Source organism: Bradyrhizobium sp. WYCCWR 12699, assembly GCF_032144035.1.
Lineage (GTDB): Bacteria > Pseudomonadota > Alphaproteobacteria > Rhizobiales > Xanthobacteraceae > Bradyrhizobium.
This window is the reverse complement of sequence record NZ_JAVTJN010000035.1, coordinates 1,805-27,438: the sequence shown is the minus strand read 5'-3', so window position 1 is coordinate 27,438 and position 25,634 is coordinate 1,805. Positions and strand designations below refer to the sequence as shown.

17 protein-coding genes and 4 pseudogenes are annotated in these 25,634 nt (G+C 57.9%); 4 read left to right on the top strand and 17 right to left on the bottom strand.

The annotated features are described in order from the left end of the window. Nucleotides 1-1,274 precede the first annotated feature (1,274 nt). The 12 genes and pseudogenes from nifA to RPS27_RS24405 form a co-directional block, all read right to left on the bottom strand. Nucleotides 1,275-2,990 (bottom strand): nif-specific transcriptional activator NifA, encoded by a 1,716-nt coding sequence (nifA, locus tag RPS27_RS24460; RefSeq protein ID WP_128929911.1) that lies wholly within the window; start codon nt 2,988-2,990, stop codon nt 1,275-1,277. A gap of 1,364 nt (nt 2,991-4,354) precedes the next feature. Continuing rightward, a pseudogene (locus RPS27_RS24455) lies at nt 4,355-5,304 on the bottom strand (GDP-L-fucose synthase family protein). Beyond that, nucleotides 5,285-6,355: a GDP-mannose 4,6-dehydratase gene (gmd, locus tag RPS27_RS24450; protein ID WP_128929910.1), complete on the bottom strand. Its 1,071-nt coding sequence runs from the start codon at nt 6,353-6,355 to the stop codon at nt 5,285-5,287. Before gmd ends, RPS27_RS24455 begins: the two are co-directional and overlap by 20 nt. Nucleotides 6,356-7,001: 646 nt before the next feature. Continuing rightward, complete coding sequence (locus RPS27_RS24445; RefSeq protein WP_128929909.1) at nt 7,002-8,030, bottom strand: nodulation protein NodZ; 1,029 nt, start codon at nt 8,028-8,030, stop codon at nt 7,002-7,004. A gap of 181 nt (nt 8,031-8,211) precedes the next feature. Beyond that, entirely contained in the window at nt 8,212-10,245 is a 2,034-nt protein-coding gene (locus RPS27_RS24440) for a carbamoyltransferase (protein WP_128929908.1), read from the bottom strand. Nucleotides 10,246-10,384: 139 nt separating this feature from the next. Beyond that, nucleotides 10,385-11,173, bottom strand: coding sequence for an ABC transporter permease (locus RPS27_RS24435; RefSeq protein ID WP_128929907.1), 789 nt, complete (start codon nt 11,171-11,173; stop codon nt 10,385-10,387). Further along, nucleotides 11,170-12,084 (bottom strand): nodulation factor ABC transporter ATP-binding protein NodI, encoded by a 915-nt coding sequence (gene nodI / locus RPS27_RS24430; protein ID WP_128929906.1) that lies wholly within the window; start codon nt 12,082-12,084, stop codon nt 11,170-11,172. The genes RPS27_RS24435 and nodI overlap by 4 nt, the downstream gene beginning before the upstream one ends. A gap of 8 nt (nt 12,085-12,092) precedes the next feature. Next, complete coding sequence (gene nodU / locus RPS27_RS24425) at nt 12,093-13,805, bottom strand: nodulation protein NodU (RefSeq protein WP_128930192.1); 1,713 nt, start codon at nt 13,803-13,805, stop codon at nt 12,093-12,095. Between the two features lie 30 nt (nt 13,806-13,835). Continuing rightward, nucleotides 13,836-14,444 carry an SAM-dependent methyltransferase gene (locus tag RPS27_RS24420; protein ID WP_128929905.1) on the bottom strand — a complete coding sequence of 203 codons (609 nt, stop codon included), beginning with the start codon at nt 14,442-14,444 and terminating at the stop codon, nt 13,836-13,838. 80 nt (nt 14,445-14,524) lie between these two features. Then, a complete protein-coding gene (gene nodC, locus RPS27_RS24415; RefSeq protein WP_128929904.1) occupies nt 14,525-15,835 on the bottom strand; it encodes a chitooligosaccharide synthase NodC in 1,311 nt (436 codons plus the stop codon). Between the two features lie 7 nt (nt 15,836-15,842). Then, nucleotides 15,843-16,487: a chitooligosaccharide deacetylase NodB gene (nodB, locus tag RPS27_RS24410; protein WP_128930191.1), complete on the bottom strand. Its 645-nt coding sequence runs from the start codon at nt 16,485-16,487 to the stop codon at nt 15,843-15,845. Nucleotides 16,488-16,498: 11 nt separating this feature from the next. Beyond that, nucleotides 16,499-17,119, bottom strand: coding sequence for a NodA family N-acyltransferase (locus RPS27_RS24405; protein WP_276575812.1), 621 nt, complete (start codon nt 17,117-17,119; stop codon nt 16,499-16,501). 698 nt (nt 17,120-17,817) lie between these two features. On the opposite strand from RPS27_RS24405, the gene RPS27_RS24400 reads away from it, so the two are divergent. Beyond that, nucleotides 17,818-18,759, top strand: a complete 942-nt coding sequence (locus RPS27_RS24400) for a LysR family transcriptional regulator (RefSeq protein ID WP_128929902.1) — start codon at nt 17,818-17,820, stop codon at nt 18,757-18,759. Nucleotides 18,760-18,964: 205 nt separating this feature from the next. Here RPS27_RS24400 and RPS27_RS24395 read toward each other — a convergent pair whose 3' ends face one another. Next, the gene (locus tag RPS27_RS24395) at nt 18,965-19,381 is read right to left on the bottom strand and encodes a MerR family transcriptional regulator (RefSeq protein ID WP_128929901.1); all 417 of its coding nucleotides are present in this window, start codon (nt 19,379-19,381) and stop codon (nt 18,965-18,967) included. A 560-nt stretch (nt 19,382-19,941) separates the two neighbouring features. Between RPS27_RS24395 and RPS27_RS24390 the strand changes: the two are divergent. Continuing rightward, a pseudogene (locus tag RPS27_RS24390) lies at nt 19,942-20,441 on the top strand (IS30 family transposase); the annotation flags it as partial. Nucleotides 20,442-20,631: 190 nt separating this feature from the next. Here RPS27_RS24390 and RPS27_RS39780 read toward each other — a convergent pair. From RPS27_RS39780 to RPS27_RS39770, 3 genes and pseudogenes are all read right to left on the bottom strand, one after another. Next, the gene (locus RPS27_RS39780; protein WP_167506288.1) at nt 20,632-20,829 is read right to left on the bottom strand and encodes a DDE-type integrase/transposase/recombinase; all 198 of its coding nucleotides are present in this window, start codon (nt 20,827-20,829) and stop codon (nt 20,632-20,634) included. Next, nucleotides 20,827-20,967, bottom strand: a pseudogene (locus RPS27_RS39775) (IS3 family transposase); the annotation flags it as partial. The gene RPS27_RS39780 and the pseudogene RPS27_RS39775, both read right to left, overlap by 3 nt. Further along, entirely contained in the window at nt 20,901-21,293 is a 393-nt protein-coding gene (locus tag RPS27_RS39770; protein ID WP_128929899.1) for a transposase, read from the bottom strand. The pseudogene RPS27_RS39775 and the gene RPS27_RS39770, both read right to left, overlap by 67 nt. A gap of 655 nt (nt 21,294-21,948) precedes the next feature. Between RPS27_RS39770 and hisC the strand changes: the two genes are divergently transcribed. Together hisC and RPS27_RS24375 are read left to right on the top strand one after the other, a co-directional pair. After that, nucleotides 21,949-23,001: a histidinol-phosphate transaminase gene (gene hisC, locus RPS27_RS24380; protein WP_232995662.1), complete on the top strand. Its 1,053-nt coding sequence runs from the start codon at nt 21,949-21,951 to the stop codon at nt 22,999-23,001. 37 nt (nt 23,002-23,038) lie between these two features. Continuing rightward, nucleotides 23,039-24,052: an LLM class flavin-dependent oxidoreductase gene (locus RPS27_RS24375; RefSeq protein WP_128955129.1), complete on the top strand. Its 1,014-nt coding sequence runs from the start codon at nt 23,039-23,041 to the stop codon at nt 24,050-24,052. Nucleotides 24,053-25,076: 1,024 nt separating this feature from the next. Here RPS27_RS24375 and istB read toward each other — a convergent pair. Beyond that, nucleotides 25,077-25,634: pseudogene (gene istB / locus RPS27_RS24370) on the bottom strand (IS21-like element helper ATPase IstB); the annotation flags it as partial.

Here is a 25,634-nt window from a genome sequence, read left to right as displayed (position 1 = left end):
GGCTGTTGATTGCGAGATACAGCTCCCGAGGCAATGATGGTGGCCGTTGAGAACTCTCTGAGGTGCCGGCTCGTTGAACCGGGGCGGCGAGTGTGGGGCGCGGGCACGGCTGCTTACAAATGTGCTCAGTTGGTTAAGAGAGGGGTTGAATCGGACGCAGCGAGAGATTGTACGATGTGAAGCAAATGAGCAGTTCGAGACGAGACGCGCGAGGCCGCAATGGTGTTATCTTTGGGCGATGTACCGGGCATCGTGAGCCAGATCGGGCGGCTCCACAAACAGGGGCGCTGCTCGTGGTTTGGATTGGCCGTGCGGTCGATAAACCGGGATCAATGAATTGATGGTCATCGTCCGTGCAGATGGATTCAATCAGGTTACGATGGCCCACTAAGCAACCGTTCGAGCCATACCCTCTCGGTAGCACTCGAAGTCGTCGACTTGCGACCTACAAACGTTATAGCACACCGTGTCCACCTAAGCCGACCTACCTTGAGAGGATATCATGCGTCGAAGGCAGCTCAACTCATCTTGCTGGAGCGACAGATTCAAGTACTATATGCTAACGGTTAGTATTGTTGCCGCGCTAAACTCGTTGTCATTCATGTACGCCAAAGCCGGCGGGCCTCTACCCACGGAACAGGAAAAGCAGGCGTGTATCGCCGACGTCTTTCGGCTCTGTAGCGCGGCCATACCTGATGCGAACGCAATCACTTCGTGTCTGAAGTCAAACGTGGCCGGTGTGAGTGCGGAATGCCGCTTGGTTCTGTCAACCCGCGAGCGGCCGAGTGGTGTATCAAAGTGAGCCGGCGATCATATAGATTGTCGTACGGTGTTGGCGCTGGCTGACACTAAGTAGCGCGGTCGGTTACGTCCGGCGTTCGACGCACGGTGAGCAGCGTGTCCAGGAGATGTACGTGGCGTCGGATTGCAAGCGAGTATCCAGCCTAAGGGGCCTGATGTATCGTCGAAGTAAAGGCGCCTGGCGGAGCGAATTCATTGAACCAGTGTGGTCGGGTGCTAGATGAGCAGAGTCGCTAAGTGGTTAGTCAAGGTGGGCCGCCACACGAAAGCATCAGATGAGCAACGGTGTGAGCTGTCGCTGGCGCACCGTGGTGTAGATGATCGGTTGAACTGCGCCTCTGCCTTGAAAGCGGTCTATCTTACGAGAAGCATCCGGCGGAGTCTGCGTGTGATTTGCTCGTGCCTTAGTGGCCCGGTAAGCTGAAGCGTGAACCTGTGCTTTCAAACGATCCCCCGGTTGCAGTCAAGGGTGATTATAAGTGCTTTAGCTCGACTCCGTGTTTTTTGAGTGCGTAGCCTATTTGGCGCGACGTCAGTTTGAGTAGCCGTGCTGCTTTCGCCTGTACCCAGCCCGCCCTTTCCATGGCCGCGATAAGGTGCTCGCGATCAATTATTCGCTCACCTCTCGTAACCTGCAGGTGCGAGAGCGTGGTTCCGTGAGCGGGTTCGGATGAAGCATCGCATGGCCCCGTATGCGGCAGCGGTTGTGACGGCATCGATAGCGGCTGCTTACTCTTCCAAAGTCGAGCGGAGAAGCAACCATCGGATTTGCAGGCGAAATCGCGACTGTTAATCGCTGGACCGGCCGCCATGGTGGCAGTCCGCTGAACGCAATTGTGAAGCTCCCTAATATTGCCGGGAAATTCGCAACTTTTCAATACGTCGAACGCGCTTGGTTCGAAAGTCAACGAGCGCTCGTTTTCGGAGTTGAACGTGCGAAGAAATTCAGTAGCGAGCAACGGAATATCGTCGCGGCGCTCACACAATGGTGGGACAAGCAAAGGGATGACGCTCAGACGGTAGTAGAGATCCGCGCGAAATTGTGTCTGCGAAACGGCGACCTCTAGATCCTTGTTAGTCGCTGCTATGAGTCGAACGTCAACTCTTATCGTGTGTGTACCGCCGACTCTCTCAAATTCCTGCTGTTGTAGCACTCGCAGCAGCTTCGCTTGAAAAGAAGGTGAGATTTCACCAATCTCGTCGAGAAACAGCGTGCCTTTGTCAGCCAGCTCGAAGCGCCCTTTGCGCGAATTGATGGCTCCGGTAAAGGCGCCCTTCTCGTGTCCAAACAGCTCAGATTCCAAAATAGTCTCCGATAATGCCGCACAGTTTAGTTTGACGAATGGGCGGTTGGCTCGGGGCGATAGGTCGTGGATCGCTTGTGCAGCAACCTCTTTTCCGCTACCGGACTCGCCTCGCAAGAGTATCGTTGCATTTGATTTAGCGACCACATTGATCTTGCGGAGGAGCTTGCGCAGGGCCGGGCTGCGACCAACTACGCCAGGTAGCGTTAGGTTGCGGTCCGCTTCGGCTTGATCATCCTGCGGCAACGTTGTCTGGTTGCCATCGGTCGCAAGAGGCGGCTCGCTGTCATCGTGGGCCGTGGAGAGGTATGACCTCAGAAAGTGGCCGAGCATGTTCGCGATAGCGAGGAGAAGGGTCACGTGTGAATTGGGATCTAACGATGGGGACCCGTCCCGGAACAGCTCGGCCGAGAGCACCCCGACGGTCGTGCTCTCGACAGCGATTGGAACGGCGATGAACGACAATCGACTATGTGCCGTGGCGTCAGATGAACCTGAATCGCTTGTGGTCTGGGAATTGTTCGGTTGCGTAGGGGTTATTATAAGGGGTGTGGCCGTATTGAGCACGCGCTCGACAGCTCCTTGCGGCAGGCGGAGTCGAAAACGCTGATCGCTCCCTTCAGTCCAGCCCGCGCCCACGGCAATCGCCGGAGCGTTGTGACCGGCATGCAGACAGACCACACAATGTTGCATCTGAAGCTGAGACTGTATTAACGCGACGACGGCCTCCAGCCGAAGCTCGAGCCGAAAGGGCGCGGCGAGTTGTTCCGCTATGCGCAGCAGGATCTCAGGCACTTTCGGGTGTGCCCATTGAGCGTCGCTGCGAGAGGCCTCCGCTCCCGGTGACTTGAACTGTGATGTTGAAGACAAAATGTCGCTAGTCATATTGTCCGGTTTCCGCCGATCGTTGTTACGCCGGCCGTGGCGCCTGCGCTGTCGCGGACCTAACAACGTTTCGTGCAGCGACGACAAGGCCAACCATGATTAAAGAGTCAGCCCTGGACGAGAGATTTGCTCCGGTGCAGCGTCGCCAGTTTGAATATGTGAGGTCCTTTAACGCAAGGAGTGCGCCATATTGGCGCATCTTATGCAAATGATCCTCGAGTGCTTTCAGAGATAGCAGGTCGTCTGTCGTCCATGCCGGTCCCTACTGCGGGCAGCATCTAGGCTCAGGTGAACAGGTTCGGCGAAGCTGCGAGGGCCGCCATTTCCGATTGGTGACAATCGGACTTCTTTCAAAGTCGTGGTCATGCAGCTCGCTCCGCTCGTCCTGGACTGGTGTACCGATGAAGGTGCCACCGCAAATCGCTTTCAGCGCGCTGCTGCCCATTGGGAGGGCTGCGAGAGGCGCGGCATGCGAGCTCAGCCGTAGTCGGGCAAAAGTGCGTTCGGACGAGGTCCGGGTACTGTGATTTACGCGAGAACAATGGCCGTAACAGCTGTAGAGGCAGCTGTAGGAGCCGGGACGTTTCGCTCGAGACACGTAATCAGGCACCAGACTGGTTTGCGAGGTCGTCGTGCTCCTTGACCTCCTTTGGCCGCAGCGCGTCGCTCCGACGCTTAAAGCTGTGCCGGATTCGCAGGACGCTGACGAAGCATTCGCAATGGCCGGCTGACTCGGTCGCCTCGAGCCGTCAACACCGCGCCCGTAAGCGGTGGTTTCACGGTCGGAGGCCTATTGACGAAGCATTGGTGCCGTCGACCTAGAGTGATTTACTGACAGGCTGCATGCAAAATGGCAGAGTGAGGCGGTCGGGCAAAGGCGCTTTGCGCGGCCGGTGACGCGGTCCTCCGCGTGTTCGCTCAACGGCTTGATGCGACTGATCCCGTGTCTCCACTGGAGGGCGCCCGGTATGTCAGCATGGCCGATTACGAAACGTCCGCTGACGAGGGCCGTCAGGGCGGTTGAGTCTGGAACCGGCACGTCGCAATGGCGAGAAGGTCAAACGAGGGAGTGTAAGGCGATGGTGCGCGTTGGTCCGCAACCACGGAGCGCCTCTCATTGCTACTACCGTTGCCAAGAAGCGAATCGCAGAGCGGCGTCTCAGGATAGAGCTCGTCCGCGGTTCCACCCTGAGGGGGTGCGTCATGGGACAGCAGGACGAGTCGAACGACACCGAGACCCAGGCATCACGCGATAGAATGAGCGCCTAGATGATCGTGAGCATCATCGCCACGACCGCGTGGCAGCCTCGTGTGGCATGTCGTTCCTGCTCCCTGCGGCTAACTCCTGCTTGTGGTAATCGTATCTAGGTTTGCGGCGGGAGCCGAGTGAACGCCTGATAGGATTCATAGGCGCGCATCAAGCCGTCGCGAAGCGACGTCGTCGCCCGCTAGCCGAGCTTGTCAAGGCGGCGGAGATCGAGCAGCTTGCGTGGCATGCCGCCGGGACGCGAGGTGTCGAAGCTGATCTCGCCTCGATAACCGATGACCTCGGCGACGAGGCGGGAGAACTCGGCGATGATGATGTCCTCGCCGCTCCCGATATTGACGAGCTCGGACTCAGAATAGCGCTTCATCAAACGGAGGCAGGCATTCGCCATGTCGTCGACATAAAGGAATTTGCGCGTGGCAAGCCGGTGTCCCTGACCACAACGTTTTTCGCGCCGGCAAGCGTCGCTTCGTGAAAGCGCCGGATCAGCGCGGCTACGACGTGGCTGTATTCTGGATGACAATTGTTGCCAAGGCCGTACAGAGTAGTCGGCATTACACTGACGAAGTCGCTGCCATACTGGCTGCGATAGGCCTCGGCCATCTTGATCCCGGCGATCTTTGCATGGCGTAGGGCTCATTGGTCGGCTCCAGCTGGCCTGTGAGTCCTCGCGAAGCGGCTGTGGCGCCAGCTTCGGATAGATGCAGGAGGAGCCAAGAAACATCAGCTTCTCGGCGCTATTCAGATGCGCGCCATGGGTCACGTTCGGCGCGATGGCAATATTATCGTAGATGAACTCAGCGCGCCGCGTATTGTTGGCGAGGATACCGCTGACTTTGGCCGCGGCAAGGAAAAACGACTTGCGGCGTCTTCTTTGCGAACCAGTCGAATACGGCGGCCTGGTTGCAGAGGTCGACCGTGCCGGTCGACAGTCACAAGTTCAACCTCCTCCTGCGCGAGCCGGCGCGCCAGCACGCTGCCGACCATGCCGCGATGACCGGCGACGTAGACGCGTGTGACCTTCAGCTCAAAGGAAGTGGCTGCCATTGTCGGCGTCCCGTTTTGCTTCGGCCAGATCACTCGCCATCATTTCCTGAACCAGTTGGACAAAGCTCCGCTTTGGCTTCCACCCGAGCTTGGTGCGCGCCTTGCTGGCATCGCCGACCAAAAGATCAACCTCGGTGGGGCGAAAATAGGTCGGATCGATGCGGACCACGGTCTTGCCGCTTCTAGCGTCGAGGCCGGTTTCCTCGACGCCCACGCCCCGCCATTCGATGCGGCGGCCGACCTGCGCGAAGGCCAGCTCGACCATCTCCCGCACGGAATGCATCTCTCCGGTGGCAAGCACGAAGTCGTCTGGCTTATCGGCCTGCAGGATCAAATGCATGCCCGCCACATAGTCGCGGGCATGGCCCCAATCCCGCTTGGCTTCGAGATTGCCAAGATAGAGCGCATCTTCCAGGCCGACCTCGATGCGCGCGACGGCACGCGTGATCTTGCGGGTCACGAAGGTCTCGCCACGGATCGGGCTCTCATGGTTGAACAGAATACCGTTGGAGGCGAACATGCCATAGGCTTCGCGGTAGTTTACCGTAATCCAGTAGCCATACAGCTTTGCGACGCCATAAGGCGAGCGTGGATAGAATGCGGTCGTCTCCTTCTGCGGAATCTCCTGCACCAGGCCATAAAGCTCCGAGGTCGAAGCCTGATAGAACCGCGTGTGCCTCTCCATTCCAAGAATGCGGACTGCTTCCAGGAGGCGCAGCACCCCGATTGCGTCCGCATTAGCGGTATATTCCGGGCTCTCGAAGCTGACGGCAACATGGCTTTGGGCGGCGAGATTGTAGATCTCAGTCGGCCGGATTTGCTGTATCAGGCGGATCAGATTGGTCGAATCCGTCATGTCGCCGTAATGCATCAGGAACGGGACCTTGCCGACATGCGGATCCTGGTAAAGGTGATCGACGCGCGCTGTGTTGAACGAGGACGAGCGGCGCTTGATGCCGTGCACAACATAGCCGAGCGACAGTAGATAGTCGGCGAGATAAGCCCCGTCTTGCCCGGTTACGCCGGTGATGAGAGCGACGCGCTCAGCCATATTCACAAATGCTCCCAAATGCCTCAGGGGCCTACCGACTTCCAGCAACGGCCGAAGCCTGTCCCTCTGACATATCGTCCGGCGTGGTCAACCTACTATGGCGCTAGTGCTCATATTCCGGGGAAGTGTGGCGGCGCGCCCTGGCTCCACCATCTCTCAGCCGTGGAGAAGTTGGCAAGGCGCTGTGTGGTGAAAGCAGCAAGGAATACCAAGTACGTTGGGGCCTGAATTAACGATCCTGGGAGGCCTGCATCCGGCATCAACCCGCGCGAGGTGAGCTCGGCGCCCTTCCCTCGTGTGCATAGAGAGGTCCAGCACAATGTGTGACCACCTTATCTCCAGGTATGGGCATCGGTAACTCATTTGAGAAATCTACTCCCGCCGCACCTTCATCCGCAGCACTCGCCTTCACCAAACAAGGTGCTTGGGATACGAACCGAGCCGGCTCCGTCGGAGAACGGCATAGGTCGGTGAGACATTACGACAGCAGTGTCGCACCCTCGCTTCGCGCGGAGTCCATTGGATGGCTTCGAACCGATGTCCAGATATGGCACCGAGGCGTTGTACCTGGTGACTGCTGAAGTAAGTGCTAGGCTCATTTAAGCCTTTCTTGGCGCTGGTGGGGCTTGACGTCCTGTGGCAAGCATCAAAAGGCCGGCTTCGCTGGCCGCCGCTCGTGAGGACCGGCGAGAGAGCGCGCATCTGGCGCGTGCTCGGCGGATGACCTTTCGGCTAAGATCAAGTGGCTTGGATCGTCCAAGCTAAATTCGATTACTTGGGGGACGACTAGGCTTGCGTAGCGCGAGAAAGCACTTGTCGACGGAAATCGGATAACGGTATGGCAGTAGGCCAGGAGGTACATTTCCACGAGAGCAGCGAATCCGCCCTCGACTCCAAGATCTGCAGTGTGCAGCGGGCCAGCATCGTTCGCTCGGAAGCGTTTGGGAATGCTGAAGAGCTCAGAATAGACAGCCGAAAGGTGATCAGCGACGCTGGGACTGTCAGTGCACAAAAAGAGCCTTGTCGGTCGTGTATGATGCAATGCTTTTGCCCGTTCAACTGCAGCGCATACCTGCTCCATAGCGACTCGTGGGTCGGTCCAATAAGGCCTATGACCCATAGTATCTTCACCGTTCCCGTGCCGAACGTGTATCCCGATTACATCGTGCCCCTCAAACGCTCGATGGTAAACATCGTCGATGCGACGCCTGATCTCCTGGCGTGGTGTGATGCTTTGGAATATGTTGCGCTCGGCCTCCTGATCACAGCCCCACATTAAGCAAGCGTCACAAACGATAGTATTCGCCTGGATATCCCTTGACGTTACCAACAACCTGCGCAGCTCATCACGCTCGTGGAAAATTTGGTCATCCGACCGGTAAACGCCGTCAATTGCAGGCCTGTTCCACCAATGTGGAAAAAACGGCCCAGGAAAGCAGAGTTGATTGATCTTATCGTCGCAGATAACGGGTACGCCCGAGATGTTGTCGAGCGGCTCAAAGAACACGCTGAAGGCGTTTGTAAAGGGGTCAGAGAGATAGCAAGATCCGCGCCAGTCAATGACCAAAGTGCGCCCTGTTCGCTTGGAGTATTGCCAGGCTGACGCGAGCGACCATAAGCAATCGCCGAAACCGGTGCGACGCCTGGAAATGACGAAGCGCTGTTGATGAGTCATCTTGAATCCATTGCTCCGGCAGTTGAATAAGTTGCTCACCCTGGACGGCAGGAAAGTACCGGCAGTGTTATCGTCCGCCAGGCCGTCGCGAGCCGTATGTTAGGTTGCGAGAGCTTGTCCGCTTCGCGACCAAGAGGTCGGTTATGGATTGCCGTTCGCTAGCTAGACAAAGAGATACCTATCAAGTCGCATGCGCCTGATCGCGCAGATCTCCCAGATTGTTGGCGGCGGGACGCAAGCAGATGCGGCGCTTTTCCCACAACTGCCGAAGTTCAAGGATGATTGCGTCGCGCCGCTCGCCCTTTACGTGAGCGAGAAGCTCGCCGAGGGCGGCGTCCCCTTTGATTCCATGCAGCAACTCGAATAGATCGGGCGAGATGCGCACAGCGCCGCCATCGGAGAAGGTGGTATAAGTCTCGCAGACGATCTCCCGACACTCTGCGGTGACGTGATCCGGGGTACGGCGAAGTGAAGTGTAGGCCGGTAAGGAAACGCGGAGCGCAGCCCAGTCCTCCGGCGTGGCGACGCGCTTCGTGATGAGAAGCGATCCGATCACGAGGGCGTCAAGATCTGTCGTAAGGAACGTGACCATTGCGTCGGTAACCGACTGCACGATCGGTTCGACATTGTTGTTGAAAGATGTATTGAGGAGGACAGGGACGCCCGTCCGCTTGTGGAATTGATTAATCAGCTCCCAGTACCGCGGGTTCGATCTACGTGACACCGTCTGCAGCCGTGCTGTACCATCGACGTGCGTAACCGCACCAAGCACACTTCGCTTGCAATCACGAACTTGAACGACAAAGTTCATGAACGGAAAAGCTCCCGCGGTCTTAGGAAGATCGAAAAACTCAGCGGCATGTTCCTCCAATACGGAAGGTGCAAACGGCCGGTAGCCCTCGCGTTTTTTAACGATGGCGTTTATGCGGTCCTTATTCTTTGCTGGTCTGGGGTCAGCAACAATGCTGCGGTTACCGAGGGCGCGCGGTCCAAATTCGGAGCGGCCTTGGACCCAGCCAACAACCGAACCGTTGGCTATCCATTCAGCTACCACGCTCGCCACGTTCGCGCTTCTTTGCACGTCGATATGCCCGCGCCATGCAGCAACCTCTCGCTCTACAGCATGGTCATCCCCAAGTGCCGGGCCCCAATAGACATGCTGAAGCCGCTCACGGGGTGCGGGACGTCCTTGTTCTTCGGAAACCATGAGAGCAGCGCCGAGTGCGCATCCAGCATCGTGCGCCGCGGGCTGCACGAAGATATCATCAAATAGTCCTGTATAGAGCAACTTACCGGTCATGGTGCAGTTGTGGGCGACACCACCAGCCAAGCATAGCCGCTTCATGCCGGTCACCTCACGGTAATGCCTGAGAACATGAAAAACAATACGTTCCAAGGCCTCCTGCAAGGCTGCACTAACATCTTTATGCTCTTGGGTGAACGGCATTCCCTTGCCGCGAACGTGTATGTCGTGCTCTAACGCCGGAGCGATGTCGTTCAAATGTATCTTGTAGCCACCGTTCTCCTTTAATTCGTAGAATTGCTGAAATAGTTCTCGGAAACGCGAGGAGTCCCCGTACGGAGCAAGGCCCATAACCTTGTACTCGTCGAACAAGCCATAACCGAGGCACTTGATTGCCTCTAAGTAAAACAATCCGAGGGAACCGTCCTCTGGGAAGGTATGTAGTTGAGTAAGACGACTTCCCGATCCAATGGCCACCATCCCGGAGAGGAAATCACCGCCGCCGTCGATTGCCAAGACTAGACCTTCGTCATAGCCGGACACAGCAAAAGCACTTGTTGCATGCGCATGATGGTGACTGACGAATGACAAGCGCGATGGCTCGATCTCTGTATCAAACTCCTGCGATAGCATAAGCTGTAGAAGGGTTCTGGCGTCGAGAGGGATGCCACTCTGCGTCTCCGAACCAAACAAAAGCCGAAGCATCGCGTTGCAATAGGACTCGGTTGCATAGAATGCGATGCGATCGATGTCCTTTAATTGCGCTCCCGCAGCAGCCAGGCAGTAGCGGATGGCCTGGGCGGGAAATTTGTTGGAATGCTTAATTCGGTTTAGGCGTTCTTCTTCAACCGCGGCTAACACACGCCCGTCACGCACCATGACAGCTGCGCCATCATGCAAGAATGTGTGCGAGAGTGCAGGTCGATATTCATGGACCTTATCCAATCCGCCGCTCAATCCAAGACACAGCATTCTATCCTCCAGCAAGTGTGGTAGTAATCATGATCTTTAGGGCGGCCGGGTAATGAAACGTCCGCGACGTTGAACGCGAATAGGCCGGCAAGCGCAGGCCGAGAAACAGGGTGTGCGTTCATTAAGCGGCTGGGCATCGTCAGTGTGATAAGCGTCGCCGAAATAGCTTTGCCGACAGTAAGAAGAGCAGTACTGCGTAAGCGAAAAGGACACCAACATGCGCGCCGATGCTATCGAGTGGTAGCCCGAGCATTGCAGGCCGTATTAGCGCAATCGAATGTTCCAAAGGTAACGCGGCTGCAGCCAACTGGAGAGCGGGCGGAAGGTGCGCAACGGGAAAGACTGCCCCGGATAGGAACACCATAGGGGTCGAGATGAGAGTCTGGTAGAACACAAAATAGTCGTAGCTTGGGGCAATCGCGACAACGACGAGCGCCGCGCTCGCGAACGCAAGGCCGGTGAGGGCGAGAGCGGGGAAACAATAGAACGTGGATAATAAGGTGCCATAGCCAAGCCCCGTAGCAACAAGCGCGATTCCGGTGCCCGCCAAAGTGGCCTTGCTTGCTGCCCAAACCAATTCACCGAGGAGGATATCACCCAGCGTGAGCGGAGTGCACATCATTGCGTCCCAGGTTCGTTGGCTGCGCATGCGAGCGAACGTTCCGTACAGAGTTTCGAAGCTTGCCGCGGTCATAGCGCTGGTTGCCACCATTCCGCCGACCAAGAAATCGACATATGAGTGACCGTCTACATTGCCGACAATCAGGCCGAGCCCAAAGCCGAGACCCAAGAGGTTGGTCAACGGGTCGGCCAAGTTGCCAAGCAGCGAAGCAGCGGCGGCCTTCCTCCATGCCAGATAGTTGCGGCGCCACACGCTGATCCAACTGAGTGCGTCCGATGGCAAGGCTGCTTTGGATATCGTCTTCATGCGTCTATCCTGTGTCCCGTCAACCGCAGGAAGACGTCTTCCAGGTTAGGCGGCCGCTCCAGAAGGCGCAGACCGGTGCATCCACGAAGCCGAAGCCGCACCGCCGCCTGATCCGGCGCGTAGCAAAACAGCGTCTCTCCCCTCACCTCGATGCGCGAAGCGTGAGGCTCTATTATCGCACGGAGCTCGAGTGGGTTTCCGCCGTAGACCTCGAGGACATCACAGCCAATCTGAGAGTCGATCAGAGCATTGGGCGCACCCTCGGCGATCTTACGTCCATTCTCTAGCACGCAGAGGCGATCGCAAAGTCGTTCAGCCTCTTCCATGAAGTGGGTCGTCAGCAGGATAGTCTTTCCTCGAGCGAGCAGAAGACGCAGGCGTTCCCAAATCAAGTGGCGGGCGTGGGGATCGAGGCTGGTCGTGGGTTCATCCATGATGAGCAGTTGTGGATCGTTGATCAGGGCACGGGCCAGCACGAGACGTCGCTTCATGCCGCCGGACAGATCCGCGACCCGTGACTCTGCTCTACCCTCAAGTCGCGCAAATTCGAGCAGCGAAGGCACAGCCTCCTCACTTTCGCGCGTATTCAGTCCAAAGTACCGTCCAAATATGAGGAGATTTTCGCGCACAGTGAACGCATCCTCGAGATTATCAACTTGTGGGACGACGCCGATGCCCGCGCGCGCCAAACGGGCGCGTGCCGGCACCTGCTCACCCAAAACAGTGATCCGGCCGGCATCGGGCGATATGAGGCCGAGGATCATCCGAACGATCGTGCTTTTACCCGCCCCATTTGGACCGAGTAGCCCGAAACACTCTCCCTTAGCGACGCTAAAGGTCAGACCCCGTACGACGCCTCGATCATGATAAGTCTTTTGGACGTCAGTCAGTTGAATCGCTGGATTGGACATAGGCTGTCTTAGTCAGTGACCAGAGCGGAATTGGATAATGTCAGACCAGCTTCGACGGATCGTTGCCAGAGAAAGCCGTCGCACCAAACATGGTCGACGCGACCCCAGTCACAAGCGCTAGCAACATCAGGAAAAAACCCCCGGCCAGGATGGTTGGCGCTCGTGTTGCAGAGCAGCGGAATTCCTGTAAGTTTCTCATACTCGACCAGAAGAGCAGCGATCTTTTGCGGAGACGTTCGGGAGATTGTTTGCAATCGGGCAGAACCATCCAGGTGCACGATAGCGGGAACTTTTGTCCGCCATTCGCGACGGGTTTGATGGTCGAAGAGCATGTAAGGATCTGGGCTGCCGGGATCGAAAATTTCAGCAGCCCGGTCCTCGAGGCAAATAGGAGCGACGGGACGAAATCGTTCCCGTAGCTTGATATCGTTCAGAAGGTCTTTCATCTCCTTGGAGGTTGCAGCCGCAATAATACTGCGGCCGCCGAGTGCTCTGGGTCCGAGCTCCGCGAGGCCGGTGAGGAACACTACGGGCTTGCCTGTAGCGATGAGAGCCGCAAGCTCTACGATGGTACAGGGCAAAGCCTCCCATTGGCCTGATGGGTTGCTTCCGGTCAAGGCCGGTCCGCTGTGAACTGACCACTCCAAAGGAGTCAAAGCGTTTGGCTCGGCCATGGCGGCGCAAGCCGCGCCAATTGCTGAGCCGCTATCATTTGGAAACGGGGGTACCCAAACTGAATCAAACAATCCCGTCGCGCGCAGAGCACTATTCCACTTTATATTAAGTCCACACCCTCCAGCGATGCACAGGTGCCGTAAGCCCGGAAGACCTGAGTGCCGTAGCAGAGCAAGTCCTATTTCTTGCTCCAGCAGCCGCTCCAGAAAAACGTGAAAAGATGCGAGTACATCTTCGGAAGGCGTACCGGTGAGCCGACGACCGCATGCCTCGAAAAACCAGTCAGTGGCGGCAAGTAAGGCTTCAGGATCGTTTATGCTGGCACGGTAAGCGCGAGCACGCTCGGAAGGACCGGCTAGACACGCTTCATACATCTCTTGAAAGACTGCCAGAATGCCCTCATCGAGAGCGCCTAGCCCGATATACGCCATAAGCTTACCTGCGACACCAAGATCCCAGCCTGCCCTGCTGGCTTGACGATAGGGCCCGAAGTGCTGCCCAGCGATAGCATAGGCATGGCCGATGAAAGGGAAAAGAGTGTCGAGGAAGCGGGCTCCGGTCGGATCTACATGATACAGGCGCGGAAAGATGCAGCCGTCCCACACTAAGCACAATGCAGGGGCTCGGGCTTTGGCGAAAGCACTGGTACAGTAAGCGCCGGCCACGTGGCCGGCTACGTGAGCATAGCTATGATAACGTAAAGGCACCCGATCGAGGACGAGGCCCGACCCGGCATAGGGCGTGAGGAGCGTGTTTTCGTGGGACTCGATATATGGCGCTCCCTTAATGGTGAGCGGCACCCCTTCACTTAGGACATCAAATTGCGAGTGCGTCAGCCCGTCCCAGCCGTCGATGACAAATCGGTCAACATCCGTGGGCCTTAAGCCGTGTTCGGCCAGCGCGAGAGTGACTGCGCAGAGGTCGGTGATGGCTTGATAGCGTGGATTATTGGCTCTCTTTTCTTGCTCTATGCAGAAGAGCAAGCGCCCATCTTCCACAACGGCAACCGCTCCGTCATGTGTCAGCTTGATTCCACAGATTCGCATAGTCACTCCGTGTTCGCCGCAGCGAATGCACTAGTCTGGCAAGTTCGACTTAGTGCGAAAAGACGCAATCAAACAATCTTCGTCGATGCTCGCGCCACGGCATTGTACGCGCTCAGTCTCGACCAGATGTTCATTCAAAACATCAAGCATTGTTTCGGCACCCGCAGGATGCCCCCAACGCTGACAAGAGGCGTCACGCGCTGATCCGAAAACGAGCCGTCCGCTGGGCGCCAGCATTCGCGTGAGCTTCTCGATGGCGTCACCCATCTGGCCGGTATCTTCAAGATAATAAAGCACTTCCGCCACCACGATCAGGTCGAATGGATTAGTTGCGTTGAGGTCCCGCACGTCAGAGATGTGCCAGGCGATATGAGGCCATTGAGCTTGCTCCCTTGCTCGAGTGATCGCACGCGGCAGAACGTCGATTGCTACGAGTTGCTGGCAGTGGGGCGCCAGCTTTGCCGTGAAGACGCCCGCTGCGCAACCCACCTCAAGCGCGTTACCGACCGCGCCTTCCGCGAGGCACAGACGGAGCAAGTGCGCGTGGCGCTCTTGCTCGAATGGGTTCGCGTTGAGCCGCCACGGGTCGTCCGCCTCCATCTCCCGCTCGAGCAAGCGCAGTACCTTATCGAATGTCATTCACCCTTCCTTACTTTAGTGCGCTTGTTTTCGCCGCGTTTGAGCGCGGTCCTAGATCACAGGCCGAGCGTTGGAGCGCCTTAACGGGTGGTCCCCTCCCCGGTGACCGCCAGCGCTGCCGGCTGTCGCCGAGCGGCATCATGGTGACAGGCGTCACGTTCGTGGATCGTTTCCGGAGCCCCGCAGAGTGATGCCGGAGGCGTCGTACGGGAGAGCCAGTTACTGTTATCCAATGTACACAATGCATAGGCTTTCAAGGGAAGCACTAGGAACAGATTGATTGGCGTGTGCAACGCGAAGCCAAGAAATCGCACCTCACGAGCACGAATCGCCGCTGTGGTGCACCGCATCAGCGTTAGCGATGAAATAGCAACGATCGTCAACCATGGTATGGTGTGCGTGGTCGCAAGCTGAGCGAGCCCGGTCATTATGGACAGAGCCAAAAGAAGAGGGCCAAGGTTCTGTCCGATAACATCTAATGTGAGATAGCCATTAAGATGAGGCAGCAGCCGCAGTGCTAGCAGCGTGTCGCGGAACGTACTGCGTGCCCAGCGTAGTTGTTGACGCAAATAAGGTCCGAGCCTGTCGGGAACGACGGTTGCGGCTATCGCATCTGGAACGTATTCAGTTCGAAACCCTGCCTGCAGCATAAGTATTGTGAGGTGACGATCCTCGCCGAAATCACTGGGCTTCCCGCGGAAATATTGCGTTTCATACTTGTCGAGCAGCGATGTAAGAGCCGAACGGCGATACATGGCGCAGGGTCCGCAGCAGCACATAACAGCACCGAAGCTGGCTTGTGCAGCGCGTTCTTCGTTACAAGCAAGCCAGTACTCCATGTCGATGAGCCGCGTGAGCCAAGTGCGATCCCGATTGGTCGCGACCAGATGGCCCATAGCGGCACCAACTTCCGGCTCGTGCATGCTAGCTGCTAGTTTTGTGACGACATCGACTGCGAGCGTCGTATCAGAGTCGACGTTGAGAACCAGGTCTCCAGATGACTGCCGGATGGCACAAATCTGCGCCTTCCTCTTGCCTACGTTCTTTCGCAGAATGATAAAGCGAAATCGTGTATCTTGCGCGTAAGCGTCGTGGACAGCTTTGACAGCAGCGAGGTTTTGAGAGCCATCGTCAACGACATAGACGCGCAGTCGTCCAGTAAAATCCTGGGCGGCAATCGAGCCTAAGCACGCCGACAGGGTGTCTGGCGTTTCATTGTAGCAAGGAACGATAACGTCGACACTGGGCATCGTTTCGTGATCGACGTCCGTGAGTGGCGGCGATGAGGCCCGGCTCTTTATTGCATAGATCATTTGAGCGCTCTTATAAAACGCTGAAAGGATTGTGTATGATCCAATCGCGGCAGTGCTGGCGGTCACAAGCAGGCTCATTCTGGTCTCAGTGAAAGTGAGGAATGGGACGAATTGCAAAGCCGCGACTGTGCAATGCGGGAATTAGCTGGCTGACGGCGCATACTGTCTGATCGCGCAGCCTTTGATCATGACCCCAATTGCGTTCATCGGGAGGGCAGCCATCGTGCAAAAGAACAATGGCTCCAGGTTGGATGGAGCTCAGTACCGCGCTGACGATCGCATCCGCACCAGGCCGAGACCAGTCGCGAGGGTCTACAGACCAGTGAAGTGCGCCGAGCCCAGCGCTCGCGGCGCAGGAGAGCACATGTTCGGTCCAGAGCCCATATGGCGCACGCACATGTCGGAGCCGAGCCTCCGGGCAAGCCGACTTAATGGCACAGTTCGCGTGTGCAATCTCCGACGCGACTTTCGTTGGCTCGCATTTCGAGAGATCGGGATGGTTCATGGTGTGGTTTGCGAGTTCGTGTCCGTCGGAAACTATCCTGCGCGTAATGTGCGGATGTTCTGCTGCATATCTGCCGATGACGCAGAACGTCGCCGGCACGTTATGTTGGGAGAGGATGTCTAAGATGTGCGGGGTATAAAAAGAGTGCGGCCCGTCGTCGAACGTCAAGTGGACGCTTGGTGAGTCAGCATACTGCCTGCCATCGCCAACGCTTGTTAAGTGCATAGAGAGGCCTGTCACAGTTCGGGCCCGTTTCGCTCAATTGTCGTTCCGGGCGGCCATTCGCTCAACGGCTTTCCGACAGGCAAAACGACGAGAAGAGCGTCGTCTGTTCGCGTGGGCGGCAAAGCAGGATAGACCTCCGCCAGCGTAGAACGGACGCGTATACCCGGAATGATCGAGGCCAGCCCTGGGCGATCGAGCAACCTCGTGATGTGCGTTTTGAGCGCATGACGGACTGTGCCAAATCCGAAAGGAACGCCCATCAGGTGTAGTGTAGGATACATTGCGCGTACAGAGTGTGGCACTCCCAGACCCTCTAGGTCGGGGCGTACCGCGTACAATCCGAGTTCGGCCACCAACACGTCGGCATCGCCGACCTTGATGAACCGTCGCAGCGCGCCAAGATGAGCCGCAACGCCCCTGCTGTCGTAGCCGACACATCGGAGCTCGGGCCTCGCACCCGCCCAGCTCCGATAGCCCTCAAAGGGACGTGCATTGAACGTTCCGGTCGGTCCGTAAGCCGCTCGTAAGAATGCCGAGAGCTGGATATGATCCGATAGCTCCAACTCATTCTCCCAGCACGTCCGCCACTGTATTGGGGGGCGCATCGACCCATCTCCTACGTTTGGCTTCATTGCCGTGTATGCATGAGGTGAGGCGCTACAGCAGGGTGCGCACGGAATCGAGCGCACGGGGCTGCTGCAGGCGCTCTCCTGCGGTTCGGCGAAGAACGACTTGGGAATGCGGCGCAATGCGTAGCAGGCCGCGGGAGCCCTACAGGAATCCTGCTAGAAAGAAGGTGGGTGCGGTCAGGTTGTACAATATACGATGGTATATCGGCGTCCTTTCGCGGACATATCGGCGTCCTGCGAGTTGCGAGACAAAGCACCTCTGATGTATTACTCGCCTTAAAGATGTTTGATGGGGTGATCGAGGTGGTTTGAATGTGTGAACTGGTACGGGCTACTAATGTAAGACATGGCGCGCTCGAACTGGGATAGCGCCTGTTGCTGTTTGCAAGGGGCACGCATGGTGGTGTCGATTGGATGGGGCGCGCTGTCCGATTGATCGTTGTAAAGAGCCCATTGCCGCTTGATAACTGGGTCGCGAGACCAAGGGGTCTGCAGGGCTGAGACCATATGTGAGCTTCAAGAAATGCCTGGGGCGGTGTCGCTATGATTCGCGGTTCACTATGTTCAATGCGCAGCGCCACGATCGTGGTCTCCAAAATCTAACGTGTTGCGTCGGACACGTCACTTTTATTCCATCGTGGCGCGCGCGGGTAAAATCGATTGTTTAGATGAGTTACATCTACACTGCGGATGAATGAACAATGCGGTTTCGTGGCCTAGATCTAAATCTGCTCGTCGCTCTTGATGCCCTGATAGCAGAGCGTAACTTGACGGCAGCAGCACGCAGCATCAACTTGAGCCAGCCCGCAATGAGTGCGGCGGTCGCCCGCCTGCGTGCGTATTTCAAGGACGAGTTGTTCACGATGAGCGGCCGTGAACTTGTCCTGACCCCACGCGCAGAGGCTCTCGCCTCACCTACTCGCGAAGCGTTACTGCACATTCAGCTTTCCATCACGTCTCGCGAGCCCTTTAGGCCGGACGAATCAAATCGCCGTTTTCGCCTTTGCATGTCCGATTTCGCGGCTATCGTGCTTATTCGCAAGGTGATTGAGCGCGTCGCGCGAGAGGCGCCCGGCATCAAATTCGAGCTGATGCCACTGGCCGATCCATTCGACCACCCCCTTCAGCGGGGTGCGGTCGACTTTATCATTCTTCCCGACGTGTACACGACGGATGAGCATCCGAAGGCCACGCTATTTGATGAGACGCTGGTTTGCGTGGGCTGCCGTTCCAACAAGCGATTGGCGCGACCGCTGACGTTCTCAAGCTACATGTCCATGGGGCACGTTGCTGTCCGGTTCGGCCGTTCTCGCGTCCCGTCAATCGACGAATGGTTCATGCAGGAGCATCGAGTTAAGCGGCGCGTGGAGGTCGTGGTTCAGGGCTTCAGCATGATGCCCCACATGCTCGTCGGGACGAACCGGGTAGCGACCATGCCGGCAACGTTGGTGCGGCATTTCGCAAAATCGCTACCCTTGCGCGTTGCAAAGCTTCCCCTGCCGTTGCCTGGCTTTACGGAGACGCTGCAATGGCCTGCACTGCACAACAATGAGCCTGCAAGCAAGTGGATGCGCCAGGTCTTGCTTGAGGAAGCCGCTCGCCTCGGTTCGTCACAGGAGGAACCAAGCCTGGCTCCTGAGTAGCGCGTCCCCCAATTGGGGCCGTTCAGACGCGGCGGAGCATGTCGCGCTAAGCCTTCAATTACTGGCCTCCACGTGACACGGGTTGGCCGCAGCAAATGACCCGCATGCCCTTGTTGGTCGTCGGAAACGGTGTCGCGCAGCGGCGTCCAGACAGGCGACGGCCCCACTCTGATTGCCGCCGAGCGCGCCGTTCGAGCAGAGGTACTCACATGTCGACTTTACCCGGAGGTCGGTTCAGATGGTTGGGTAGCTCGTCTAGCCGGACATCTGCGTCGACATTCTGAGCGAGGCGGCGCAGCAGATCGCGGACGGCGGTTGCGCGCATCACTTCGCGCTCTGCACGTTCCAGCTGCTCGCTCAACAAACGCGAAAGAGACGAGCGTCCTTCAAGAGCGCTCCGGATTTCCTGAAGCGAAAGGCCGAGCCGGCGAAGTGCGACTATGTGGTAAACGCGTGTCAAACTGTCGGCGTCGTACATGCGATGGCCGCCGCACGTACGCTGAGAAGCAGTGAGCAGTCCTGTCTGCTCATAGTGACGCAATGCCCGCACCGTGACGCCGGTGGCATCTGCAAGTTCACCAATGCGCCGCCACCGACGCTTATAGAATGAAGGCCTGTTCATAGCCGGACCTGTACAACCTGACGCCAGGGGAGGTTCAAGCGCTTTCGGACCGCTTGCCTGGCAGGGCGGCGGCGTGTCGTAGATCGAACGAAGCTTGCGATACGCGGGTGTTGCGGCAGGCCATGTAGCGCAATATTGCGCTAATAGCGCATCCGGCCTGAACTACGTTGAGGGCGCTACAAGCTGCATCAGCCTGACAAATGAACGCAGATCGTCCGCGGCGGACGTGCGTTCAAGAATGAGCGTCGCGAGTGCTGTGCGATTCGCAGGAGTTCGCATGCAATCGGGGAGCGCAACGACGGCCTCATCAAGAAGACGTCCGAGCATTAAGAGGTCTTCGGGAGTATAGATGCGGCCTGGCATATGCAACGTGGTCCCTTAGCTTGTATTCAAATCCGTCACGTCGGCGCGGCTCCTTACAAAGGGGTTTGGCTGCTATGAGGCAGAACGGAGACGGACCTGGGGCGCGTAGGACCGGAGACTTGAAAAAACGCAGGCTCCTCGGCCCGGGCACGGAGAAGCTCTCAGGTGCCCCCGCCTAGAGGAGCGAGTTTAAGCGACAACGCCCCGCCGAAGCGGCCGATCGCGCGGTGCCGGTCACTGGGAGGGAGACCTCATCCTTGGTCTTGGCAGCTCGGTGATCGGCACGCTGGTTGAGCGTACGACGCGCTTCACGATGCTGCTGCATCTTCCCCGGGTTGCGGGGCATGGCGAAGCTCCGCGCATGAAGAATGGGCCTGCTCTCGCAGGGCACGGAGCTGAAGCGGTGCGCGGCGCGATTACGCGCACCATCATCAGCTTGCCCGAAGAGCTGCGTCGTTCGCTGACCTGGGATCAGGGAGCTGAAATGGCTCAGCACGATCGTCTTAAGATCGACGCGGGTGTCCAAATCTACTTCTGCGATCCGCAAAGCCCATGGCAGCGTGGCACCAACGAGAACACAAATGGGCTGCTGCGTCAGTACTTCCCGAAAGGCACCGACCTGAGCGGCCACAGCGCCGACGAGATCGCCGCTGTGGCCGCGGCCCTCAATGCTCGACCGAGAAAAACCCTGGGTTAGAAAACGCCGGCAGAGGCCCTTGACGAGTTGCTATCGTGAGTGAACACAATCTGTGTTGCGACGACCGCTTGAATCCGCCTTGAACGCCGCGATCGGAATGGTGGATCAGGCCGGCACTTGGCCGCCGCGCCGCGATCGCCATCCGCAACGCCGCCAAGGCCAGCTCGGCGCGCAAATGATCCGCCATCGCCTAGCCGACAATCCTGCGGCTGTACAGATCCATGACGGCAGCCAGATAGAGCCAGCCCTGATCGGTCTCGATGTAGGTGATATCGGCCAGCCAGATCCGGTTCGGCGCAGTGGCGATGAAGTTGCGGTCGAGCAGATTGGGGGCGATCGGCAGGTCGTGGCGGCTGTCGGTGGTCCGCACCCGACGTGGCCGCGCCATGATGGCCCTGCTGCCGTGACGCCGCATCAACCGCTCGATGCGACCACGGCTCGCCCCGCGGCCCTGATCCTTCAACTCGGCATGGATACGCGGGCTGCCATAACGCCCGCGGGTGTCGCGGTGGACCCGCCTGATGTCGTCGACGAGGTCACGATTGGCAGCAGATCGTCGGCTCCCCGGGCGCGAGCGCCAGGCATAATGCGCAGCCGCTCGTTCTCTCGCTGCAAACGCGCGATCTCTGCCGCGTGGTCCGCCGACGGCAGCGTCGCCCGCGTCGTGGGGCGCCGCGCCGCCGCCGTCGGCTGCAGCCGAACCCCTCGCTGCTCCACCCACCGCCGCAGCACGGACTCTCGCAAGCCAAGCTCCTTGGCAACAGATCCGATCGAGCGCCAACTCGATGTTACGAGATCAACCGCTTGCCGCTTGTAGTCGTCCGTAAGCGACCGACGCTGACGTCCTTCCATCCGACACCTCCTGGCTCTTCGAGCCTACTACAGGTGTCCATCAATTCGGAGGAGGTTCACGGGTGCAACAAGGGAGATCGGTAATATCCGGAGCCAATGTGCGGTGTGGCACCGGGCTGTTTCTGATCGGTGCGGCATTCAGCGGCAGAGGCTCAACAGGTCATTTGAACAGGCCGGGGGGCAGGCGGTTTGCTTTTGGCGGCCCTGTGGCGAAAGGAGTGATCTGTGAACGGCGGCATTATTGGTTCGGATTGTGTGTGCTTCCAGCTGATTAATGTCGGTCTGCAGGAGCGGCCTTGGGATAAACCACTTGAATCGACCGCAGGGTCAGGTTGTACACGGAAAAGGTGGAAGCGCACAGGCGTGCCGAGTGAGCTCGATTGGTAAGCAATGGCTATGGCGATCGCGCTAGATGCTGTCGGTTAGGGCTGCATTTTGACGCCTTGCTGTGTGACAGCCTCGAGTGTCTTCAACCGAACCCATAGAGCCCAATGTGGGGCACTGTGACCGGCTTTGAACAAACCAAGAGGTGAGGTGCGGCTGGTCCGCAACAGAGATAGGGAAAGCAGCGCGACCTGCGGCAGCAGGCGGATGTCGGGCTGCATAGAGGAGGATCTGGATGTCAGGTGACGAGGAATACCTTCATCGACATGCTATGGCAGACAGGAGTCTCGCGGAAGGCAGATCCGCCGGGATCGCTGCGTACTCGCTGCCATGCGTGAACCTCAACAGGAACGAAAACCCGTTCCCGATGCCTGACGTAGTCATGCGGGCTGCGTTTGCCGCGATTGGAACCCACAATAGGTATCCGGAGGAGGACAGCGGCGGCTTACGATCAGCGGCCGCGCGAGCCTATGGGGTCTCTGTCGAGCAGGTGATCGCAGGAAATGGCTCATCGGAGATTCTCGCACTTATTTACCGGGGGTTTCTTGCCGCTGGCGATACTGTCGGAATGTTGTCGCCCGGCTTTTCGTTCAATCATAAATTGGCGGCGGTGAACGGAGCGCGCTTGCTTGAAGTTGATTGGGCCGATCACAATGCTCTGCCGGCGAGCCAAAGTGTTCGGCAGGCGGCAGGAGACGCAAAGTTCATCGTGCTCGCCAACCCAAATAACCCAACAGGGACATTCGTTCAGATCGCGGAAATTGAGCGACTGGTCGCTGAAACGGATCAGCTTATCGTGCTCGATGAGGCGTATGTCGACTTTGCTCCAGACAATGCACTGGGTCTGATCGACCGATATCAGAATCTTCTGCTGCTAAGGACGTTTTCGAAGAGTTACGCTGCAGCGGGCCTTCGCATCGGCTTTGGCCTCGGTAACCCGCGGGTGATTGCAAGACTGCGTAGCATACAGAACCCTTTCAACATGAGCGTGATTAGCCAGTCCGTTGGCGTCAGCATCCTCGAGCATCGTAATGCCTACGATCAGTGCATTGAATGCATTGTTCAGGAAAGGGAGAGAACTATGGTGGCGCTGTCGGCGCTTGGATTCTATGTCCTGCCATCACATGCAAACTTTGTATTGGCTCGCGTACCGCTTGGGTACGACGGTAGATGGTGGCAGCAAGCCTTAGAGAGGAAGAATGTGAACGTTGCGGTGTTTCCCGAGGGGGACCTTGGGGGCTTCATAAGAATCTCAATAGGTGCGGCGGAGCAGATGGACACCTGTTTATCTGTGGTCAGTGGCATTGCTGGGGGGCTGATCTGATTAATGAGAACGATTTCGTCAAATCGGGAGGACTAACGTGACAAATGTATCACGTCGAATACGGCTTGGAATCTTTGACCACTTGGACGAAGACGGTCTCGACTTATCGCAGCAGTATAACGATCGACTGGTGTTGGCCGAAGCGTGTGACCGGTTGGGATACCACGCGTACCATCTTGCCGAGCACCATTGCACACCGCACGGGCGATCGCCCTCGCCTAACGTATTTCTGTCGAGCGTTGCGCAGCGTACGAAGCAGCTCCGCATCGGGCCGATGGTCATGCTGCTAAGCCTTCAGCACCCCCTTCGGGCCTATGAAGAGGCATGCATGCTGGATCATTTGAGCGGCGGTCGTCTTGAGCTCGGTATCGGGTGGGGCTCTCTACCGATTGAATTGGGGTACTTCGGGGTTAGCGCAGAGAGCGCTCGCGAGCTGTATTCCGAAGGAATGGAGATCTTGACCAGAGCGATGCGAGGCGGGACCTTGTCCTACGAAGGTCAGCATTATCGCCTCCACGAAGTGCCGTTAGCAATTACGCCTTATCAGCGTCCCCATCCACCGACCTGGATTCCCGTGAGCCAGCCCGGCTCTGCGCGAGCGGCCGCTGAGATCGGTGCCAATATCGCGAGCATTGGCCCGGCCTCTATGGTTCGGAAATCGACTGACGCGTACCGCGCGTGCAATTGGCGCGGAGGGGCTCCGCTTGTCGGTTTGCTTCGCATGATTGTAGCAGACACTTCGGAAGCTCATGCGTATTCGCTAGCTGCAGCGGCTTACGACAGATGGCTCACGAGCTTTAGGGTCCTTTATGATCTCAGCGGGGTACCTGCCCCTCCGAACCTTCCGCCAACCTTCGAAGCAGCAATTGAAAGTGAATTGTGCGTTGTCGGAACCGCCGCTTCTGTGCGAAGTGTCCTTATTGATCACCTGGAGCAAGCGGGAGCTAACTATCTTCTCTGCCAAGTGGCCTTTGGCGATCTCCCGCTTGTTGCGGCCTTGAACACGGCGACTATTCTCCGGTCCGAACTTATGGCGGGAGGCGGCCCATGAACCTCTTAGGATAAGAGTGATAAACCTTTCGGTGGGCTGAAGCCCATGATCCTCTCTGGACAGGCGCTGCGGCGCCAGGTCGAGCGCCTGTGAAGCGGATGCCCGCTCGGCTGCACCTAGTGCAGTCGAGCGGGCACATCAAGTGTTCGAAGCATGGTTGTCCCAGGCGGCGCGGGTGAGTACTCCAGGTCTGCTCATTCGGCGGGCTTTCCGGGCGCTGAACGAGCGAGTGGTGGTGCCTCGCAAGGTGGCGAGGTCCGATGACCTCGAGGTGGGCTCTGTATTTAACAGGAGAGTGACGACCGACTGAGGGCGGATCAGTCAGCCGAGCAATGCGAAATGTCAAAGAGAGACAGAAGCTGTTGTAGTAGGAGGTTAGATGGCGAGAAGTTGGTTAGGAAGATGAAGGTTTGTGAACTTGTCGAGCTTTTGTCGAGATGCGAGCAGGATGCGGTAGTCGTCATCACGGACGGTTCGTCGTCCTCGATTGCCGTGGCTGTGGTTTGCACGGTCCAAACCGGATGGGCCCACAGCCAGCAAGCGAACCCCAATTTGTCATTCCTGCCCGACGGATTGGATCATGCCATGTTACCGAGAGGTAGCAATTTGGCGCGTGGGGTGAGATTACTTGGCCCTAGATGTGAGCCGTTGTTGCTCCTTCAGTAGACATTCCGGGGACGACAGTGCCGGCGTCTGTCCCCAGTCTGGCGTCATCCGTGCTTGACTGTTGGACGGGCGGCTCGTTCCGACAAAGGCATGGAACTTGGCGACTCCCATTTGGAACTTCTGGAACTACATCAGCAGCCGTAGACTTTGACTGACCCCCAACGATTATCCAGCCCTGAGTACACTCTGGCTGTTGGATTCCCGATTGGGGTCGTAGCGACGGGAGCTGATGTAGCGCGGCAATCTGGGTAGGAAGTGCGCGGCAATCAGGATGGCGAGGCGTGTCGCGGCCTGATGATGATTGCCGCGATGATTGTCGCGCGCAAGAGTTTTGTTGAACTCTGATTGTCGCGCAGCGTCAATCAGCGACGGTTTTGGATGTCGCGTGCGATGGCGGCCGTCCGGGACCGCGTTTTCGTTCGAGGGCGGTCCGTCTGCGATAGCTCTCGACGTTCATCTCGACGATGGTGGCGTGATGAACGAGGCGATCGATAGCGGCCAGGTCATGGCGGGGTCCGGGAAGACCCTGTTCCATTCGCCGAATGGCTGATTGGCGGTGATCAGCATCGAGCGGCGCTCGTAGCGTGCGCTGATGAGCTCGAACAGCACGCTGGTCTCGGCCTGATCCTTGGTGACGTAAGCGAGATCATCAAGAATCAGGAGATCGAAGCGATCGAGACGATTGATGGCCGCCTCGAGGTTAAGCTCGCGTCGCGCTAGCTGGAGCTTCTGCACGAGATCGGTGGTCCGGGTGAAGAGGACGCGCCATCCGTTCTCGATGAGGGCCAGGCCGATCGCTGCCGCCAAGTGGCTCTTTCCGCCGCCGGGCGGGCCGAACAACAGCAAATTGGCGCCCTTGCCCAGCCAGCTGTCACCGGCGAGCGCCATCACCTGCGCCTTTGAGATCATCGGCACA

Coding starts and splice junctions, on each gene's coding strand:
- RPS27_RS24435 (WP_128929907.1), bottom strand. CDS start 11,173: ATGAAGACGATATCCAAAGCAGCCTTGCCATCGGACGCACTCAGTTGG.
- RPS27_RS24440 (WP_128929908.1), bottom strand. CDS start 10,245: ATGCTGTGTCTTGGATTGAGCGGCGGATTGGATAAGGTCCATGAATAT.
- nifA (WP_128929911.1), bottom strand. CDS start 2,990: ATGACTAGCGACATTTTGTCTTCAACATCACAGTTCAAGTCACCGGGA.
- RPS27_RS39780 (WP_167506288.1), bottom strand. CDS start 20,829: ATGGCGCGGCCACGTCGGGTGCGGACCACCGACAGCCGCCACGACCTG.
- gmd (WP_128929910.1), bottom strand. CDS start 6,355: ATGGCTGAGCGCGTCGCTCTCATCACCGGCGTAACCGGGCAAGACGGG.
- hisC (WP_232995662.1), top strand. CDS start 21,949: ATGGCAGACAGGAGTCTCGCGGAAGGCAGATCCGCCGGGATCGCTGCG.
- nodC (WP_128929904.1), bottom strand. CDS start 15,835: ATGAGCCTGCTTGTGACCGCCAGCACTGCCGCGATTGGATCATACACA.
- RPS27_RS24405 (WP_276575812.1), bottom strand. CDS start 17,119: ATGAAGCCAAACGTAGGAGATGGGTCGATGCGCCCCCCAATACAGTGG.
- nodB (WP_128930191.1), bottom strand. CDS start 16,487: ATGCACTTAACAAGCGTTGGCGATGGCAGGCAGTATGCTGACTCACCA.
- RPS27_RS24400 (WP_128929902.1), top strand. CDS start 17,818: ATGCGGTTTCGTGGCCTAGATCTAAATCTGCTCGTCGCTCTTGATGCC.
- RPS27_RS24420 (WP_128929905.1), bottom strand. CDS start 14,444: ATGACATTCGATAAGGTACTGCGCTTGCTCGAGCGGGAGATGGAGGCG.
- nodU (WP_128930192.1), bottom strand. CDS start 13,805: ATGCGAATCTGTGGAATCAAGCTGACACATGACGGAGCGGTTGCCGTT.
- RPS27_RS24445 (WP_128929909.1), bottom strand. CDS start 8,030: ATGACTCATCAACAGCGCTTCGTCATTTCCAGGCGTCGCACCGGTTTC.
- RPS27_RS24395 (WP_128929901.1), bottom strand. CDS start 19,381: ATGAACAGGCCTTCATTCTATAAGCGTCGGTGGCGGCGCATTGGTGAA.
- RPS27_RS39770 (WP_128929899.1), bottom strand. CDS start 21,293: ATGGAAGGACGTCAGCGTCGGTCGCTTACGGACGACTACAAGCGGCAA.
- nodI (WP_128929906.1), bottom strand. CDS start 12,084: ATGTCCAATCCAGCGATTCAACTGACTGACGTCCAAAAGACTTATCAT.